This is a genomic window from Amycolatopsis cynarae, from assembly GCF_026802195.1.
In the GTDB taxonomy this organism is placed as follows: Bacteria; Actinomycetota; Actinomycetes; order Mycobacteriales; family Pseudonocardiaceae; genus Amycolatopsis_E; species Amycolatopsis_E rhizosphaerae.
This window is the reverse complement of record NZ_CP113836.1, coordinates 724,455-743,106: the sequence shown is the minus strand read 5'-3', so window position 1 is coordinate 743,106 and position 18,652 is coordinate 724,455. Positions and strand designations below refer to the sequence as shown.

The 18,652-nt window shown below is 70.6% G+C and carries 11 protein-coding genes; 7 read left to right on the top strand and 4 right to left on the bottom strand.

Annotated elements, in window-relative coordinates:
* Window positions 1–3 precede the first annotated feature (3 nt).
* Window positions 4–1,620, bottom strand: coding sequence for an IS1634 family transposase (locus tag ORV05_RS03550; RefSeq protein ID WP_268757015.1), 1,617 nt, complete (start codon window positions 1,618–1,620; stop codon window positions 4–6).
* 187 nt (window positions 1,621–1,807) lie between these two features.
* Here ORV05_RS03550 and ORV05_RS03545 point away from each other — a divergent pair, with 187 nt between their 5' ends.
* Window positions 1,808–4,354 carry a bifunctional FO biosynthesis protein CofGH gene (locus tag ORV05_RS03545; RefSeq protein WP_268759684.1) on the top strand — a complete coding sequence of 849 codons (2,547 nt, stop codon included), beginning with the start codon at window positions 1,808–1,810 and terminating at the stop codon, window positions 4,352–4,354.
* 349 nt (window positions 4,355–4,703) lie between these two features.
* Here the strand turns inward: ORV05_RS03545 and kynU are convergent, their stop codons facing one another.
* Window positions 4,704–5,870 carry a kynureninase gene (kynU, locus tag ORV05_RS03540; RefSeq protein ID WP_268757014.1) on the bottom strand — a complete coding sequence of 389 codons (1,167 nt, stop codon included), beginning with the start codon at window positions 5,868–5,870 and terminating at the stop codon, window positions 4,704–4,706.
* A gap of 94 nt (window positions 5,871–5,964) precedes the next feature.
* Here kynU and ORV05_RS03535 point away from each other — a divergent pair, with 94 nt between their 5' ends.
* Window positions 5,965–7,800 carry an AMP-dependent synthetase/ligase gene (locus tag ORV05_RS03535; RefSeq protein ID WP_268757013.1) on the top strand — a complete coding sequence of 612 codons (1,836 nt, stop codon included), beginning with the start codon at window positions 5,965–5,967 and terminating at the stop codon, window positions 7,798–7,800.
* Between the two features lie 72 nt (window positions 7,801–7,872).
* Here ORV05_RS03535 and ORV05_RS03530 read toward each other — a convergent pair whose 3' ends face one another.
* Complete coding sequence (locus ORV05_RS03530; RefSeq protein ID WP_268757012.1) at window positions 7,873–8,778, bottom strand: SDR family NAD(P)-dependent oxidoreductase; 906 nt, start codon at window positions 8,776–8,778, stop codon at window positions 7,873–7,875.
* Between the two features lie 415 nt (window positions 8,779–9,193).
* On the opposite strand from ORV05_RS03530, the gene ORV05_RS03525 reads away from it, so the two are divergent.
* From ORV05_RS03525 to ORV05_RS03505, 5 genes are all read left to right on the top strand, one after another.
* Window positions 9,194–10,387, top strand: a complete 1,194-nt coding sequence (locus ORV05_RS03525; protein ID WP_268759683.1) for an MFS transporter — start codon at window positions 9,194–9,196, stop codon at window positions 10,385–10,387.
* Window positions 10,388–11,164: 777 nt separating this feature from the next.
* Complete coding sequence (locus ORV05_RS03520; RefSeq protein WP_407652680.1) at window positions 11,165–12,415, top strand: GGDEF domain-containing protein; 1,251 nt, start codon at window positions 11,165–11,167, stop codon at window positions 12,413–12,415.
* A gap of 176 nt (window positions 12,416–12,591) precedes the next feature.
* On the top strand, window positions 12,592–14,736 hold the full coding sequence (locus ORV05_RS03515; protein ID WP_268757011.1) for a DUF4383 domain-containing protein: 2,145 nt from the start codon (window positions 12,592–12,594) through the stop codon (window positions 14,734–14,736).
* Between the two features lie 121 nt (window positions 14,737–14,857).
* On the top strand, window positions 14,858–16,480 hold the full coding sequence (locus ORV05_RS03510) for an LCP family protein (protein ID WP_407652679.1): 1,623 nt from the start codon (window positions 14,858–14,860) through the stop codon (window positions 16,478–16,480).
* Window positions 16,481–16,669: 189 nt separating this feature from the next.
* Entirely contained in the window at window positions 16,670–17,146 is a 477-nt protein-coding gene (locus ORV05_RS03505; RefSeq protein ID WP_268757010.1) for a helix-turn-helix domain-containing protein, read from the top strand.
* Window positions 17,147–17,153: 7 nt separating this feature from the next.
* On the opposite strand, the gene ORV05_RS03500 is transcribed toward ORV05_RS03505, so the two are convergent.
* A complete protein-coding gene (locus ORV05_RS03500) occupies window positions 17,154–18,635 on the bottom strand; it encodes a flavin-containing monooxygenase (RefSeq protein WP_268757009.1) in 1,482 nt (493 codons plus the stop codon).
* Window positions 18,636–18,652 lie beyond the last annotated feature (17 nt).

Genomic DNA, 18,652 nt, shown 5'->3' with positions numbered 1-18,652 from the left:
CTCCTAGCGCGGGGCGTAGGCGCTGAGGCCGAAGAGGTCGTAAAGCCGTTGCTGGACCTCGGTTCTGGCGGTGAGGAGTCGGCGGGTGCGCGGGCGCCCGCCGGTGGACGGGTAGCGCAGCACGGTCTCGCCGATGCCCGACAACTGGTCCAGCAGTTCCCGCACGGAGAAGTCGAGACCGGCGCGGTCGGCTTCGTGCCGCATGAGGTGGGTCACCGCGGTGGCCAGCACCGTCACCAGCGAATGCACCGCGATCCGGTGCTCGGTCCAGGTCCATCGGGACACGGGGGCCGCCACGAAGGCGCCGTTGAGCATGCGCACCGTCGAATCGAGGTGGTAGCGCGCCCGGTAGGCGGTGATCACGTCGAGCACCGGCCAGTCCTCGTGGTCGGTCACCAGCAACTGCTTGCCGAAGAACTCCTCGTCAAGGCGGGCCCGTGCGGCCTCGTCGATCCGGAACGACAGCCGCAGCTCCCCGGGCCGCGTTCCGGTCAGGCGCGCGGTCAGCACACGGTCGACCCAGCGCACCCGGGTGATGCGCGCGATGTCGGTGAGCAGTTCCTCGCGGGGCCGCCGGTTCCGGCCCGCGGCGAGCCCGAGCGCCAGCCCGTCGAGCTGGCGGGTCGCCCCGGACAGCGCCTGGGCGAAGCTTCGCGCCTGTGCGGCGTGCAACCGGGCCGAATGGGTCAGCACCACCCGCCGGTGCGCGCCGAACACGCTGGCCCGCGTGTCGAGCGCGGTCAGCCCGGGAAACCGCACGGGATCGACCGCACGGCGGCTCGCCGCGGGGCGGGCGAGCAGGTCGGGGAAGTCCCCCGGCGGTAGTGCCCCGACGAAGTGCATTCCGGCATCCAGATCGAGCTGAGCGTGCTGACCGGTGTCGAAGAGGACGGTGAGTTCCTCGCGGTGACGCGCGGCAAGCCGGTCCGCGGCCACGCCGAACGGCAGCACGTCCCGCCCGCCCCGCCGGTACACCTGGGACACCAGCGGAATCGCCCCGTCGGAGGTGACGACGGCGCTGAGCCCGGCCAGCTCCGCCGAGGCACTGCTGTCGGTGCCGGATCGCGTGTAGATGGCGAAGTTCGGCACGTCCACCGCGAGCAGCACCGGTTCCGGGAACTCCTGCCGCACCTTCGCCGACACGGCCTGCTCGATCCGTTCGAGCTGGGTGGTGGTCAGCCGGCGGGTCGCCCGCCAGAATGCTTCTTCCCGCACGGCGGCGGCCGCGACCTTCGGCCGGACGAATCGGGCGGCGGCGGTTCCCTCCCACCACTCGGCCAGCGTGGTGCAGGGCGCGGTCGCGCGGTGCAGCACGGCGAGCGCGAGGTACTGGCCCGCGGACACCTTGGCCTTCCCCCGCCCCGCTACCTCGTCGATCAGGCCCGTCAGCTGGAGCCGCTCCAGGGTCGCCCACACCGCCGCGACAGCACCGTAGGCGAGATGCCTGCTGTCGGTGGGGACAGCGGGCGCGCCGCCTCCCCCGTCGAACGCGGCCGCGATGTCGTCGGCCGAACCGAGGTAGCGCTGAGCGGCGATCCTGGGCTTGCCCTCCACCCGGGCCGGCTCCACCAGGTAGTAGTAGGTCCGCCCGTTGATCCGCTTGCCGACCACCGATGCCACGCTTTAGGTAATACCCGCGCGCGAGCGTCACGGCAACGCGATCAGCGCCACTGAGCTGCGGAAACCTCCTCGCCACCGCACCGGCGGAAGGGATCACCGGCTCGGTCGTGGAGAACCGGACCGGAGCGCACCTACCGTTTTGCTCATGGCATCCGCTGCTGAGCAGGACCGTCCGACCCCGTCGGCGATGCGGCGCGCACTCGCCCGCGCCCGCGACGGCAAGACCCTCGACATCGCCGAGGCGACCGTGCTGCTGCACGCCCGCGACGAAGACCTCGAAGCCCTCTCCGTGCACGCCTCCCGCATCCGCGACGCCGGGCTCGCCGCCGCCGGCCGCGAAGGCGTGATCACCTACAGCCGCAAGGTGTTCATCCCGCTGACCAGGCTGTGCCGGGACCGTTGCGGCTACTGCACCTTCGCCACCGTTCCGGGCAAAGTGGACGCTCCGTTCCTGTCCCCCGACGAGGTGCTCGCGATCGCCCGCGAGGGTGCGGCGATGGGCTGCAAGGAGGCCCTGTTCACCCTCGGCGACCGTCCCGAGGACCGGTGGAAGGCCGCGCGCGAATGGCTCGACGCGCACGGCTACGACGACACGCTCTCCTACGTGCGGGCGATGGCGATCCTGGTGCTGGAGGAGACCGGCCTGCTCCCGCACCTGAATCCCGGTGTGCTCGGCTGGCAGGACTTCCAGCGGCTCAAGCCCGTCGCGCCGTCCATGGGCATGATGCTGGAGACCACCGCGACCCGTCTGTTCGCCGAGCGCGGCGGCCCGCACTACGGCTCGCCCGACAAGGACCCGGCGGTCCGGTTGCGGGTCCTCGAAGACGCCGGGCGCAGCGCCGTGCCGTTCACCACCGGGATCCTGATCGGCATCGGCGAAACGCACACCGAGCGCGCGGACGCGCTGTTCGCGATCCGCAAGGCGGCCCGCGCCTACGGCGGGATCCAGGAAGTCATCGTGCAGAACTTCCGCGCGAAGCCGGACACGAAGATGCGCGCCACACCCGACGCTGACCTGCAGGAACTGGCGGCCACGATCGCCGTCGCGCGGCTCGTGCTGGGGCCGAAGACGCGCATCCAGGCACCGCCGAACCTGATCGGCAGCCAGTACGAGTTGATGCTCAAGGCCGGGATCGACGACTGGGGCGGGGTTTCGCCGCTCACGCCGGACCACGTGAACCCGGAACGCGCCTGGCCGCAGATCGACGAACTGGCCCGGCAGACCGCCGCCGCCGGATTCGAGCTGCGGGAGCGGCTCACCATCTACCCCGAGTACATCCTCGCCGGGGAGCCGTGGCTCGACCCGCGCGTGACGGGCCACGTGGCGGCGCTGGCCGACCCGGAGACCGGGCTCGCCCGCGACGTGCTGCCGGTGGGCAGGCCGTGGCAGGAGCCCGACGGCGGGTGGCAGGAGCAGGGCCGCACCCAGTTGCACGTCGAAGTGGACACGGTGGGCCGCACGGGCGACCGGCGCAGCGACTTCGACTCGGTGTACGGCGACTGGAACGAGGTCGCCGCGAACGTGCCGACGGCGCCGCGCCGGATGGACGCGGACATCGCGGCCGCGCTGCGCCGTGCGGAGGCCGACCCCGCCGGTCTGTCCGATGAGGACGCTCTCGCACTGCTGCACGCCGACGGCGCCGAACTCGACGCGCTGGCGGAGATCGCCGACGGGCTGCGCCGGGACGCGGTCGGCGACGACGTGACCTTCGTGGTCACCCGGAACATCAATTTCACCAACGTCTGCTACACCGGCTGCCGGTTCTGCGCCTTCGCGCAGCGCCGCACCGACGCCGACGCCTACACCCTGTCCCTGTCCCAGGTCGGCGACCGCGTGGACCAGGCATGGGAGGCGGGCGCGACGGAGATCTGCATGCAGGGCGGCATCCACCCGGATCTGCCCGGCACCGCGTACTTCGACCTGGCTCGCGAGGTCAAACGACGACAGCCGGACATCCACCTGCACTCCTACAGCCCGATGGAGGTCGTCAACGGCGCCTCACGGACCAATCTGTCCATTCGGGACTGGCTGGCGCGGGCCAAGGAGTCCGGAGTGGACTCCCTGCCCGGCACGGCCGCCGAGATCCTCGACGACGACGTGCGCTGGGTGCTCACCAAGGGCAAACTGCCCACCTCCAGCTGGGTCGAGGTGATCACCACCGCGCACGAACTGGGCATCCCGACGACCTCGACGATGATGTACGGGCACGTCGACACCCCGGCCCACTGGGTGGGGCACCTCAAGCTGATCGCGAACCTGCAGCGCCGGGCACTGGAACGCGACGGCCGCCGCGGATTCACCGAGTTCGTGCTGCTGCCGTTCATCCACCAGAACGCGCCGATCTACCTGGCGGGGCTCGCCCGCCCCGGCACGACGGTGCGGGAGAACCGCGCGGTCCACGCGCTGGCCCGGCTGCTGCTGCACGGCCTGATCGACAACATCCAGTGCTCGTGGGTCAAACTCGGCGAAGAGACCTGCCGCGCGGTGCTGCGGGGCGGGGTGAACGACCTCGGCGGCACGCTGATGGAGGAGACGATCAGCCGCATGGCGGGCGCCGCCAACGGCTCGTACAAGACCATCAGCGAACTGGAGTCGATGGTGGCCCCGCTCGGGAGGCCACTGCGGCAGCGCACCACCCTCTACGGCACCCCGAGCCCGGATCGGGTCGCGGCCGCACGGACGAGCGACGGAGTCGCGCAGGCCGTGCGCAACCCCCTGCCCATCGTTTCTTAGCCCGCACCCGTCAGGCTTGCCGGTTGCGGCAGGGTGGTCGCGGTCCGAACGGTTACCGAAGGCCGGGCCGAACAGGGCCGTTGGACCCTGGTCCGGACGGCCGCCACGGGCGATGGTGGAAAAGCCTGCACGCAGGCATCCAGGTTCCCCGGTCGCCACGGTCGCTACGGCCGGGGGAAAGGCCGGGGCGGCGACTCCCACACCTCCCCGCTACCCCGGCCGCCTGGATGAATGTCGTGCCGTGAGGGGTCCGTTCACAGCCGATACGACCGTGAGGGGACCCCTCACGGCAGTTGTTCGACAGGGGAACGGGCGCACGAGCGTGGGACTCGCCCGGCGGAGGCAGGGCCTACGCCTGCGCGGCCAGCTCTTCGGCGGCCCGCAGGACGTCGCGGTAGCGGACGTACAGGGCGGCCAGGCCGAACCGGAGCACGTCCGGCGGCCGGAAGTCGCCGATGACGCCACGCTCGGTCAGCAGGCCCATCACGCGCCCGGCATCCGGCCACCGCACCGAGATCTGGTTCCCGCGCTCGTGATCACGAGGCGTCACGATCTCGGCGCCGGGCACCAGCCCGTCGAGGCAGCGCAGGAAGAAGTCGCCCAGCGCGAGGCCCTTCTCGCACACCTGCTCGATCGTCACGTCCTCCCAGACGTCCAGCGCCGCGTCCAGGGCCAGCATGGACAGGATGTCCGGGGTGCCGGTGCGGGCCCGGCTGACACCGGGCGCCACCGCGTACTCCTCGGCCATCCCGAACGGGTCGGCATGGCCTGCCCAGCCGGTCAGCGGCTGGTCCAACCGGTCGTGGTACCGGGCCGGAACGTAGAAGAAGGACGGGGCACCGGGGCCGCCGTTGAGGAATTTGTAGGTGCAGCCGACGGCCAGGTCCACCCCGGCCGCGTCGAGCCCCACGGGCACGGCGCCGACGCTGTGACACAGATCCCATACGGCGAGTGCGCCGGCCGCGTGCAGCGCGGCCGTGATGCCCGGCAGGTCGTGCAGCCGCCCCGTCCGGTAGTCGACGTGGTTGACCACCGCGACCGCGGTCCGCTCGGTCACCGCCCCGGCCATTTCCGACGGCGCCACGCGCCGTACCGCGTGGCCGGTGAGCCGCGCCGCGCTGTCGACGATGTATCCGTCGCTGGGGAAGGTCCCGGCGTCGAGCAGGATTTCGGGGCGGCCGGGGTTCAGGCGCACCGCCGCCACCACGGCCTTGAACACGTTCACGCTCGTCGCGTCGCCGACCACGACCTGGCCGGGCGCCGCGCCGATCAGCGGCGCGATCCGGTCGCCGACGCGTTCCGGTGCGCTCCACCAGCCTTCGTTCCAGGAGCGGATCAGCCGGCCGCCCCACTGCTTCCGGATGACCTCCTCGAGGCGGGTCGCTACCGTGCGTGGCGGAGCGCCGAGCGAGTTGCCGTCCAGATAGGACAGTCCGGGCTCCAGGTCGAACTCGGCTCGCTTGCCGCTCAACGGGTCCCGGGCGTCGAGCTCGGCCGCCTCCGTCGCGAACGACATCGCACTCCCCTTCCTCGACCGGACTACCGCCCTGTGTCGCCAGTCACATAGAGTAGGCCCGGTCGGGCGGGACAGTCGCTCCAGGAGGCCAATGATGACCCACCAGCAGTCCGTCGCAGCCCTGGCCGAAGGCCAGACCGTCGTCAAGCTACTGCGGCGCAACGCCACCGAATACGGGGACCTGCCCGCGCTGACCTCGCTGGACGCGGCGGGCGAGCCCACCCTGACCTGGGCCGAACTGCGGAACGAGATCGCGGCCGTCGCGCGCGGGCTCGCGGACCTCGGCCTCGGCGCCCACGACCGGATGCTGATCATGGCGCCCAGTTGTCCCGAGCACCTCATCGCGGACCTCGCCGCGGCACACCTCGCCGCCATCTCCTGCACCGCCTACGCGACGCTCAGCCCCGACCAGATCCGCTACGTCGCGCGGCACAGCGCGGCGCCGGTGGTGGTGCTGCACGGCGCGAGCGAACTGAAGCGCTGGGAGCAGGTCCTCGACGACCTGCCCGCGCTGCGCCGCATCGTGGTGATCGACGCCGACGCGATGCCCGAGGGCGACGACCGGTTCGTCAGCCTGGCGGACCTGCGCCGCCGCGGGGCCGAACTGCACGAGTCCGACCCCACCGTCTTCGAGCGCGCGGTGGAAGCCGTCCGGCCGGACGACCCGCTGTCGATGATCTACACCTCGGGCACCACCGGCGAGCCCAAGGGCGTGGTGCTGTCGCACCACAACGTCATCCACGAGGCGTACGCGGTGCTCACCGAGCACGACGCGCCGCTGCACCCGAGCAACATCGCCTACCTGCCGCTGGCCCACATCGCCGAGCGCGAGATCTCGATCTACATGCCGATCGTCTACGCCGGGCACGTGCACACGCTCGCCGACCCGGCCGGGATCGCCGGCGCGCTCGGCCGGGTCCATCCCCAGGGCTTCTTCGGGGTGCCCCGCGTGTGGGAGAAGATGGTCGCCGGGCTGAAGACCATGCTGGCGACCGTGCCGGAAGAACGGCGCACCACACTGCTCGAAGCCAACGAACTGCTGCAGCAGGGCTACAAGTTGCGCGACGCGGGCGAGGAGGTGCCCACCGAACTGGCCGAGCGGATCACCGAGACCGACCGCACCGTCCTCGCGCCGATCCGGGCGCTGCTCGGCCTGGACCGGCTGTCCTTCTGCTCCAGTGGGGCCGCCGCGCTGCCGGTGGAAGTGCTGTATTTCATGGCCGGGCTCGGCGTCGAAATCCACGAGGTGTGGGGTCTGTCGGAGACCACGGGGGCGGTGACCACGAACAGCGCCGCGGCGTTCCGCGCCGGCACCGTCGGGCGGCCGGTCGCCGACACGGAGGTCAAGGTCGCCGAGGACGGGGAACTGCTGGTCCGGGGTCCGTTGCTCTTCCTCGGCTACCTGCAGGAGGACGGCTCGATCGAACCGGCGACCGACGACGAGGGCTGGTACGCCACCGGCGACATCGGCGCGATCGACGCCGACGGGTTCGTCCGGATCACCGACCGGAAGAAGGAGCTGATCATCACCTCGGGCGGCAAGAACATCGCGCCGACCCGGATCGAAGGCCTGCTCAAGGAGCACCCGCTGATCGGCCAGGCGATCGCGATCGGCAACGACCGCCCGTACGTGAGCGCGCTGATCGTGCTGGACGACGAGATCCTGCCCGGCTGGGCGGCAGCGCGGGGCATCGAAGGCGGCGACGTGGCGGTGCTCGCGTCCCATCCGGCGGTACGGGCGGAGATCGAAGCCGCCGTCGAAGCCGCGAACAGCCGCCTGGCGCGGGTCGAGCAGGTCAAGCGCTACCAGGTGATCACGCGGCCGTGGACCCCGGAGTCCGGCGAGGTCACCCCTACGCTGAAACTCAAGCGTCGCGTCATCCACAGCCGCTACGACGCCGAGATCTCCGCCCTGTACCCCACCTCGTGAGGGCCGTGAAAGGCCCCTTCACGGTCGAATCGACTGTGAAGGGGCCCTTCACGGGCACGCCCAGGCCAGTGGTCAGGCCGAGCGGAGGGGGGTCTGGGTCCACTTCCGCAGCCTCGGCGGGACGCGCTTTTCCAGGCCGTAGGGCTCCAGGTGCGCGCCGAACACCTCGTCGAAGGCACGGCGGACGGTTTCGGTGTCCCAGTTGTCGCGCTCCAGGATGGGCGCCTTCAGATACGGCTGCCCGACGATGTGCAACTGCGGCCCGTTGCAGCGCACGACCTGGCCGGTGATGCCCTCGGCGTCGTCGGAGAGCAGGAACAGCACCAGCGGCGCGATTCTCGAAGGCGTGCGGTCGGGCGGGCAGTTGCGCAGGGACCGCTCCGACTTCCACACCATCCGGGTGTGCGCGAGCGGGCAGATCGCGTTGACCCGGATGCCCTCCTCTTCGAGGTCGAGTGCCCAGGAGTAGGTCAGTGAGGCGACTGCCCCCTTGCTCGCCGAGTACACCCCCAGCTTGCGCTGCCCGAGCGAAGCGCCGGAGGAGACGTTGACGAGGGCGCCGCCGCGGCCCTGCGCCTTCATCGCCTTCACCGCGGCGACGCCGGTGTAGATGGGGCCCAGCACGTTCACCCCGACCAGTTCGCGGATCCGCCCCGGCTCCTCCTGCCAGGGCAGGGCCTCGTAGTTCAGTCCCGCGTTGTTGACCAGCCCGTCGATCCCGCCGAACTCGCCGACGCACAGGTCGACGATCGCCTGCGCCTGCTCCGGATCGGCCACGTCGTGCCCGCTGGCCACCGCCTGACCGCCGTACCGCCGGATGTTCTCCGCGGTGCGCCCGGCCAGGCCGGCGTCGATGTCGTTGACCACCACCCTGGCCCCGGCCTGGGCCAGGTGCACCGCGAACGCCTCCCCGAGGCCGCGCCCGGCCCCGGTCACCACCACCGCGCGGTCCTTCAGACCCGCAGGCTGACTGCTCATCCCGTCTCCCCACCGGCCAGCTCCGACGCGGTCACTCGACGGCTCCCGCTGGCCCTGGCACCAGTGTTCGCCCCGGCGGGGACCGCCCCCGGGCGAACGCGACGAATGGTCAGCTCGCTGCGCCGAACGAGTGAGGCTTGATCAGCGGGACATACCCGCGGGCGGGTCAGCGGGACTCGCCGCTATCCGCCGTTCGTCGTAGCGGGAGGTGAGGGTGCTACGACCGGATGGTGCCAAACCATCGTGTAACGGTCCGCTTCCGCGCTGTAAGCGGCATACTGTCTGTTGTCTTTCCTGCCGTCTGGGTGAGTGCCCGTACCCGGTACCCCGCGGCAGACGACAGAATGCGTGGCGCCCCGCGTCACGCGAGGAGGGGGGAGGTAGCGAGTTGGTCAAGACACAACCCCGGCCATCGATGCGGTCGGCACTGGCGAACAGCGAGTTCCGCGCCGTCTGGCTCGCCGAAGCACAGTCGACCTTCGGCGACCAGCTCACCACGGTCGCGCTCTCCCTCGTCGTCTACCACCGAACGGGCTCGGCGCTGCTGTCGGCGATCGCCTACGCACTGACCTTCCTGCCCGCGCTCGCGGGCGGACTCGGCCTGGCGCAGCTGGCCGACCGTTTCCCCCGCCGCGGTGTGCTGGTCGCGACGGCCGCGGCCCAGGCGGTGTTCGTGGCGGTCATGGCCATACCGGGCATGCCGCTGGCGCCGCTGTGTGGCCTGGTCGTGCTGGCACGGCTCGCCGGCGCACCGGCCAACGCCGCACAGAACGCCCTGACCAGGGAGATCTTCACCGACGACGAGCTCTACCTTCGCAGCCAGGACATTCGCGGCATCACCACCAACACGGCGATGCTGCTGGGGCTGGCGGGCGGCGGCTTCCTGGTCACCGCGGCCGGGCCGTCGTGGGCGCTGGCGATCGACGCGGCCACCTTCGCGATCAGCGCGACGGCGCTGCACCAGTGGGTGCGGTCGCGGCCCGCGCCCGGCGACGGGAGCGGCAGCTGGTTCGGCGCGATCCGGTGGGTGGCGGGGCAGCCGCGGCTGCGCGTGCTGCTCGGGCTGTCCTGGCTGGTGGGACTCGCGGTGATCCCGGAGGGCCTGGTGGCTCCGCTGGCGCGGGAGATCGGCGCGCCGGACCAGGCCGTGGGCTGGCTGCTGGCCGCGGACCCTCTGGGTTTCGTGATCGGGGTGTTCCTGATGTCCCGCTACGTGTCGGCGGAGGCGCGGCGGCGGGCGCTGGGCGTGCTCGCCCTCGTCCCGGCCGCGATCCTGCTCGTCTTCTCCGTGCGACCGGACCTGCTGCTGGCGTTGGTCGCCCTCGCGGCGGCGGGAGCCGCCGGGGCGTACATCGTCACCGTGGGCGCCTCGTTCATCACCTGGGTCCCCAACGAGCTACGAGGCGGCGCCGGCGGTGTCTACCGGACGGGGCTGCGCGTGGCCCAGGGGCTGGGCGTGGCGCTGGGCGGTGTGGTCGCGCAGTGGCTGGGTTCGGCCACGACGGCCATCACCATCGCGGGCGCGGCGGGGGTCCTGCTCGGCATCCCCCTCGCGGTGTCGTGGGCGCGGCTGCAACGAGCGGCCGCCGAAACGGCTACGGCGGTATGAGCAGTCTTCTCGGCCGAACGGCCGATCGGTTCAGAAGTCACGGTTGGCCACAACCAGTCACCCCCTGTTTTTTCGCGGGAAACAAACGGACAACACGGCCGATCAGAAGTCGCGGTTGGTCACGAACAACACCTCCATCGGTAGCGACACGAACACCACTGGCAACAGCGGCATCAGAAGTCACGGTTCGACATGGCGGTCACCTCCGGGCGGACGGGCAAACAAAGCACCAGCTGCGGGACGGTCTCAGAAGTCACGGTTCGACATGAAGAACTCCTCCTTACCGGCGGTAAAAGCAACACATTCCAGGGACGCGGGATCAGAAGTCGCGGTTCGCCACGGCGAGCCACCTCCATTCTGCGACAAACAAACAAGGGCGCATGCGTCGGGGTCAGAAGTCACGGTTCGACAAGGAGAACACCTCCGATCGGTGCTCGTACTCAGTGGTGAAGTGCCGGCACACCGAGGTCCTCGGCTACAGACACTTCACATGCGGTGGGATGATACCTGTTGAAGGAAAGCACCCGGCGTCGTTCCGGGCACAGCAAAGTTACCCCGCCGCGGCAGGGCTCGTCGAGAGAAGGTGAACCATTGCCACCGCTCCCCTCCAGGCGGGGATCGCCGACGCTCCCCGGCCAAACGGCCGGCACGGACGACCAGGGCACCGGCGGCACGGTCCGCGTGACGACAAAACCCGCCGGAGACCTGCCCCCGGAGACGGACACGACGAGTGATTCTCCGGGCACGCTTCGCTCATTTCGCCCGCGCAATTGGGCATTGTGGCGGCGGCCCAAGCGATTCATCGCATTCCTGGTCTGCGCCGAGTTGCTGGCGTTTGCCTGGTTCGCCGTGGCATTCTCGACCACGCCCGTGCCGGGCGTTCCCGATTGGCTGCGGTTCGCGATTCTCACGGCCGGCGCGACGGTCCACATCCAGTTGACCCGGCGCCAGGAAGAGCGCCGCCGAAATCGGGTGCGGACGGTACTCATCGACCTCACCGCGGTTTGGGTCTTCCCGGCCGCGATTATTCTGCCGGCCCCGCTGACGGTACTGCTGGTACTGCTTATTCGGATCCAGCACTGGTTCGTCGCCCGGCGCCCCGCGCACAACTTCGTGTTTTCGTCAATAACCCATATGCTGGCCGCGACGGTGGCCCATTCGGTGTTCCTCGCCCTCGGCGGACGGCACTGGGAGGCTTTGTCCGCGGTCTCCTCACTGACCGAGTTCGGCAAACTCGTGGTGGCCGGCCTGGTCTTCGAGACGGTCCAGATCCTCTACGTCAGCAGCATTCTGAGCCTGGCGTCGCAGACGAAACCGACCGTGCGGAGCGTGCTCGGCAGCAGGGCCGACAACCTGCTGGAGGCGATCACGATCGGCCTCGGCGCGGTCACCGCGATCCTGCTCGTGGTCCTGCCCCCGACGGTGGCGATCATGGCCGTGGTCACCGTGGTGTTCAACCGGCTGGCCGAGCTCGAGCAACTGCAGGACGACGTGCGCACCGACCCGAAGACCCAGGTGTTCAACATGCGGGGCTGGACCGAGTCCGCGGAGCGGGCACTGGCCAGGGCGACGAAGTCCGACGACCGGCTGGGGGTGCTGATGATCGACCTCGACCACTTCAAGTGGATCAACGACACCTTCGGGCACCCGGCGGGGGACGACGTACTGCGGAACCTGGCCCAGCTGCTCAACGAGGTCACGCGGCCCAGCGACGTGGTCGGCCGCTTCGGCGGGGAGGAGTTCCTGGTGCTGCTGCCGGACGCCGACCAGGCGGCGGCGACCGGGGCCGCCGAGCGGATCCGCGCCGCCGTGGCCCAGCTCCGGATCGCCACCACCAACAAGCGGGGCGACAAGATCACCGTGTTCGATCGCACGGCCTCGATCGGGGTGGCGGTGTACCCCGACCACGGCGACACGCTCCAGACCCTCATGCAGGCCGCCGACGCCGCCGTCTACGAGGCCAAGGAGGGCGGCCGCAACCAGGTCCGGCTGGCCGAGGTCAGGCCCAGCCCGCTTCCCCTCGCCTGAGGAAGTGTTCGCAGCGGGGGCTCTTTGCTTCGAATCATTCGGAGCAAAGAGCCCCCGCTGCCACCACCGTGTCGGCAAAGGGGGTCAGGTTACCGACCGTGGGGGCATTAGGGTGCCACCCGACCCGGGGGATTTCCCCCTAGGAGACCGCCGCCGCCCCTGACACCCTGGAGCCCATGATCACCCGCGCCGAGTCCCCGAGCTCACGACGGCCGCTGTCGACCTCCGCCTGGCTGCTCGCCCTGACCCTGGCCCTGCTCGGTTTCGGGTTCGTCGCCTCACGCCCCACCGCCCCGCCGGACCAGGGCGCGCTGACCGGCGGCGCCGCGGCGGCCCAGCGGGCCATCGACGCGCTCGTCCACCCCGGCCCCCAGGCGACCGCGCTGAGCCTCCTGCCCGCCGACTTCACCCAGGTCACCGGCATCGTTCCCGGCGCGATCCCCGGCCGTGACGGAACGGTACGGGCGGTGCACGTCGACGGCGGGTGTTCCGCGCCCTGGGGCGACGACAACACCGAGTGGGACTACAGCGTGCCGTGCAAGGCACACGATCTCGGTTACGACCTGCTCCGGTACGCGGACAAGGTGGGCCAACCGCTGCCCTCGTCGGCACGCGCCTCGCTCGACGCCCGGCTGTCCGCCGACATGCACGCGATGTGCCGGATCAACCCGAACGGCTCACCGCACACCTGCCAACTCGTCGCGTCGCTCTACACCGCCGGCCTCGTGGTCAACTCCTGGCACCAGCGGTGGGGGCCGCCGGTCGGCGACCCGATCGGGCCGATGCTGGCCGGGATCGCGGTGATCGGCTGCCTGCTCGTACTGCGGCTGCGGGGCTGGCACACCCGTCGCCGGACGCGTCCGGCCTCGGACAAGGCACCCGAACCGGCACCGGCGCCCGGGACCCGACCGGCCTTCACCTCGCTGTGGATGACGCTCTGCGCGGCCTGCCTGATCCTGCTGACGCTGGGCGAGTCCCTGATCGCACTCGCACGCTGGGCCGGGGCGAGCGAGGGGGCGCTGGCGCCGTTCACCTGGCTGGTCCAGCTCGCGCCGCTGTTCTTCTTCGCCGGCGGCCGGGCCAACGCCGCGGGCTGGCAGGCGGTCACCGGCGCGGGCGGCGGCTACCGCCAGTACCTGGCGCACCGGGCCAGCAGGGTGCTGCGGCCCGCGCTGATCTTCGTGGTGGTCGCCTCGGCGGTCCCGCTGGCACTGGAGCTCCTCGGCATCCCCGATGGCACCAATGCCGCCGTCGTCCGCCTCGCCCTGCACCCGCTGTGGCTGCTCGGCGTCTACCTGCTGACCGTCGTGGCGACCCCGGTCATGCTGGCCCTGCACCGGCGGGCGGCCGTGCTCACCCGGCTGGGCCTGCTGGTCTTCCTGCTGTCGGCGGAGCTCACCGCGAGCTGGGTGAGCTCGCCGGTCCCGCGTTACCTGGCCGTGTTCGCGCTGGCACTGCTCGCCCAGCAGGTCGCCTTCGGCGGCCTGCCCCTCCGCCGTCCCGCCCGCCTGGCCACCGGGGTGGTGGCGGGCCTGGCCGGGCTGGTCCTGCTCACCACCGCGGGCGGGTTCTCCCCCACACTGATCGACACCCCCGGCGCCCTGCCCGCGCTGGCCGCTCCGGCCCTGCCCGTGCTGCTGCTCGGCATGGTCCAACTGGGCCTGCTGGGCCTGTTCGCCCGGCCACTGGCCCGGCTGACCCGCCGCAGGGCGCTCGCCGTGCCCGTCCGGTTCGCGCTGCGCGCGCCCATGAGCCTCTACCTCGCGTTCCTCGCCGCGATGCTGCTGCTGGTGACCATCGTGTCCCGGCCCGCCGCCACGCTGGCCTGGCTCCTCGGCCCGCGCACCCTGGTGGCGCTGGGCCTGCTGGCGGTACCCGCGCTGCTGGTGTTCTGGTGGTTCGAGCGCCACGGGGACGGGCACGTCCCCTGGCACCACCACCGGCCGAGTGGCTGGCTCGCCCACGCCGCGACGGCGCTGGGCACCGGGTTCGCCACCATCGGGCTGTTCGGCTTCGCGCTCACCCGGTTCGGTGGTGACGGCGGGCAGACCCTGCTCGGCCTGCCGCTGGACCCAATCCAGAACCTGATCCAGCTGCTGCTCGGGGTGTTCCTGCTGCACGCGGTGCGAACCGGGGCGAGCGCCGCGGCGAGCACCTGGGTGGTCACCGCGATGGCCTGCGTCCCGCCGCTACTGGAGGCGGCCGACGGGTACCACGGGGAAGTGGTCACCGTCGCCGTCAACGGGGCGACCGCGGTCTTCGCGCTCCTCTGCGCGGCCGGTGCCCTCCTACCAGCCAGAACGGTGATCGAAAACCGTTAACCGGGTGTTGTGAACCACCTTTACCCGCCGGTATGCGACGCTACGGCAACCGGTGCCACGGGACGGACGTCTTACCTGTGAGCACCCGGTGGGCCTGTAATCGGGGAAGGGAGACGTCGGCGTGGAGTATCCGCCACGGAACGAGCGTGGGCCTCGCCGTCCCGCGCCCCCGCGGCAGGGACGCCCCACGGATGCGCAACGCGCGGGTGCGGCCCGGCGGGCAGGACCCGCCAAGCCCGCCGTGACCCGCACCGAGCGGCGCCCCATCCCGGCCTCCCGCCGCCCGGCTCCGCCGCCCCCGCCGCGCCACCGCCGCCGCGGTATCAAGATCGTGCTGGGTCTGGTCTCGCTGCTGGTGATCAGCCTGACCGGCTACGCCTGGGCCGCGATGCAGGGCCTGGTCAGCGGCCTCACCACGGCCGACGTGATCAGCGGGGACCGGCCCGCGGACGGGGCCCGCGACATCCTGCTGGTCGGCATGGACAGCCGGACCGACGCGCAGGGCAACCCGCTGCCCCAGCAGCTTCTCGATGACCTGCGGGCCGGGGTCTCCGACGGCGAGGAGAACACCGACACGCTGATCATGGTGCACATCCCCAACGACGGCAGCAAAGCCGTCGCGATCTCGCTGCCCCGCGACTCCTACGTGACCATCCCCGGCTTCGGCAAGCACAAGATCAATTCCGCCTACGCGCGCGGAAAGGCGGCCGAACGCAAGCGGCTGCTGAACTCCGGCGACAAGGATTCACGGGACGTCGAGGTCAAAAGCGCGCAGGCCGGGGCCCAAACCCTCATCGCCACGGTAGAGCAGCTCACCGGCTCGTCCATCGACAACTACGCGTCGATCAACCTGCTCGGCTTCTCCGAGATCACGAAGGCCATCGGCGGCGTCGACGTCTGCCTGAAGGACAACGTCAACGACTCGTACTCGGGGGCGAATTTCACCAAGGGCAGGCACACCATCTCCGGGATCGAGGCGCTCGAGTTCGTGCGTCAGCGCCACGGGCTGCCGCGCGGCGACCTCGACCGCGTGGTGCGCCAGCAGGTGTTCATGGCCGGGATGGCGCAGAAGGTGCTGTCCGCGGGCACACTGGCCGATCCGTCCAAACTGAGCGACCTCATCGACGCGATCAAGAAGTCCGTGGTGCTCAACCAGGGCTGGGACATCCTGGGCTTCGCCCAGCAGATGAAGGGCCTCACCGGCGGGAAACTGGAGTTCGAGACCATTCCGGTGCAGGACGTGGACTACAACACGCCCGAGGACGGCTCGGCCATCAAGGTGGACCCGGCGCAGGTGCGGCAGTTCGTGCAGGGCCAGACCGCGGTGGCGGGCCAGCCCGCCTCCGCCGCGCCCAACCCGAACGCGGGCACCACTGTGGACGTCCACAACGGAACGGCCAAGCAGGGTTTGGCGAACACCGTGTCCCAGGTGCTGACTGGGAAGGGCTTCACCGGCGGCGAGACCGGCAACGCCACGGGCCGTGTCACCCGCACCACCATCCGTTATCCCTCCGGCGCCAAGGACGCGGCACAGAGCGTGGCCGACGCGCTGGGCTCGCCGGCCACGCTGCAACTGGACACCTCGATCCCCGCCGGGCGTGTGGTCGTGGTCGTCGGCAGCGACTACTCCGGCCCCACCGCACCGGCCCAGCAGGTCGCCGGTGCCCCCACGTCGAACGCCGCACCGGCCCCCTCCGGGGACGACAAACCGATCACCGCCGACGGCATCACCTGCGTGAACTAGCTACTCCGATTAACCTCGTCCCGTTAGGCCGAACGACCTAATCCTCCAGAACAACTTCAACGAGTCCGCCGAAGTCGCGTAAGAGCAGGCCGCTCAGCGACTTACATACCTGTGGGAATCGCTGAAGTTCGACCGGACCTGCCGGCGCCGGGCAACGGCACCGCGCAGGGTCAAGGCAGGGGACGAGGAGTGCACATCGACAGCGACCGCTACCAGCGGGTTCTGGGGGAGGAACTCCGCAAGCTCCGCCGGCGGCGAGGGTGGACGCGCAAGGAACTGAACCAGCACCTGCAAAGCGACATCTCGCTCCAGACGCTGGCGACCTACGAACTGGGCACGCGGCAGTGCTCGGTGGTGCGGCTGGTAGAACTGTGCCTCGCGATGGACGAGCTGCCCCAGGACCTGCTGGCGCGGGTGCACCGGCGGGTGTTCTCCGACGAGCCCGGCCGGGTGCGGCTCGACCTGGCGGAGGTCGTCGCCGACTCCCGGCCCGAACTGCTGCCGTTGCGCCGATGGGCCGAAGACCGGCTGCGCCAGCCGGGCACCCCGCGGGAGGTCCAGCTCGACCGGCCCGCGATCGAGCGCATGGCCGAACTGTGCGGTCTCCCCGCCCCCGAACTCCTGGCCCGCCTCCAGCGGCCGGAAGAGGCGGGCCCCGGCGAGTAGAGCCGACTCAACCAGCCTTCGTGCCGACGAGTTCGAAGTCGGCCGGGCGGAGCTTGCGGGTCGCCATCCAGTAGCGCCAGGTGAATCCGGGCCAGACGGTGCGGTTCACGCCCTTGGCGTCGAGGTACCAGCTCTTGCAGCCGCCCTGGGTCCACACACCCCGGTTCAGCTTGCGCTGGATCTCGTCGTTGAACCGTTCCTGCACGTCCGGGCGCGGCACGAGACCGCCCGCGCGGGACCCCTCCACCAGTCCGATGGCTTCCGCTATGTAGCGGATCTGCGACTCGATCATGAAGACCACCGAGTTGTGCCCCAGTCCGGTGTTCGGGCCGAGCAGGAAGAACAGGTTGGGGAAGCCGGACACGGTGATGCCGAGGTGGGTCCGCATCCCTTCGGCCGCCCATTCCTTCGACAGGTTGCGTCCACCCTCGCCGATGATGTCGAGGTTGTCGAAGGCGTCGGTGACGTGGAAGCCGGTGCCGAAGATGATCGCGTCCACCCGATGCTCCACACCGGCCCCGTCGACCACGCCGTGCGCGCGCACCTGCGCCACCCCGGAGGTGTTCACGTCCACGTTGTCCCTGGCCAGAGCCGGGTAGTAGTCGTTGGAGATCAGGACGCGCTTACAGCCCATGGTGTAGTCCGGGGTGAGTTTGCGGCGCAGCACGGGATCGGGGATGTTGCGGTCGATGTTGGCCTTGGCCAGCTTCTGCGCCAGGCGCATCACCCACGGCTGGCCGTTGAAACCGATCGCGCGGGCCTCCAGCATCCAGTACAGCGCGTCCCGGTAGATCCGTTGCACGCCAGGGACCTTCTCGAACAGGCTCCGCGCCCACTCCGGCATGGCGTGGTCGGGCTTGGGCAGCACCCACGGCGGCGTGCGCTGGAACAGCGTCAACTGTTCGACCTCGCGGGCGATCTGCGGGACGAACTGGATCGCACTGGCCCCGGTGCCCACGACCGCGACCCGCTTGCCGCGCAGGTCGAAGTCGTGGTTCCACTCGGCCGAATGGAACTTCTCACCCTGGAAGTCCTCGATCCCGGTCAGCTCCGGGATCTGGGGCAGGTGCAGCGCACCCACCCCGTTGACCAGGAAGCGCCCCACGAACTCGTCGCCGCCCCTCGTGGCGACGTGCCAGCGGTGCTCGTCGGTGTCCCAGCGGGCACCGGTCATCTCCTGGCCGAACCGGATGAAGCGGTACAGGTCGTACTTGCGGGCAACGCCCCGCAGGTACTCCCAGATCTCGGGCTGGGGTGAGAAGGACCGCGTCCAGTGCGGGTTCTGTTCGAAGGAGAACGAATACATGTGCGACTGGATGTCGCAGGCGCAGCCGGGATAGGTGTTGTCCCGCCAGGTGCCGCCGACGTCCTGGGCCTTCTCCAGGATGACGAAGTCGTCACGCCCCTGTTTGCGCAGCTGGATGGCCATGCCGAGCCCCGAGAACCCGGTGCCGACGATGACCACGCCCGCCTCAGTCCGCTCGCCCATTGTCTGTCCTCCGTGAT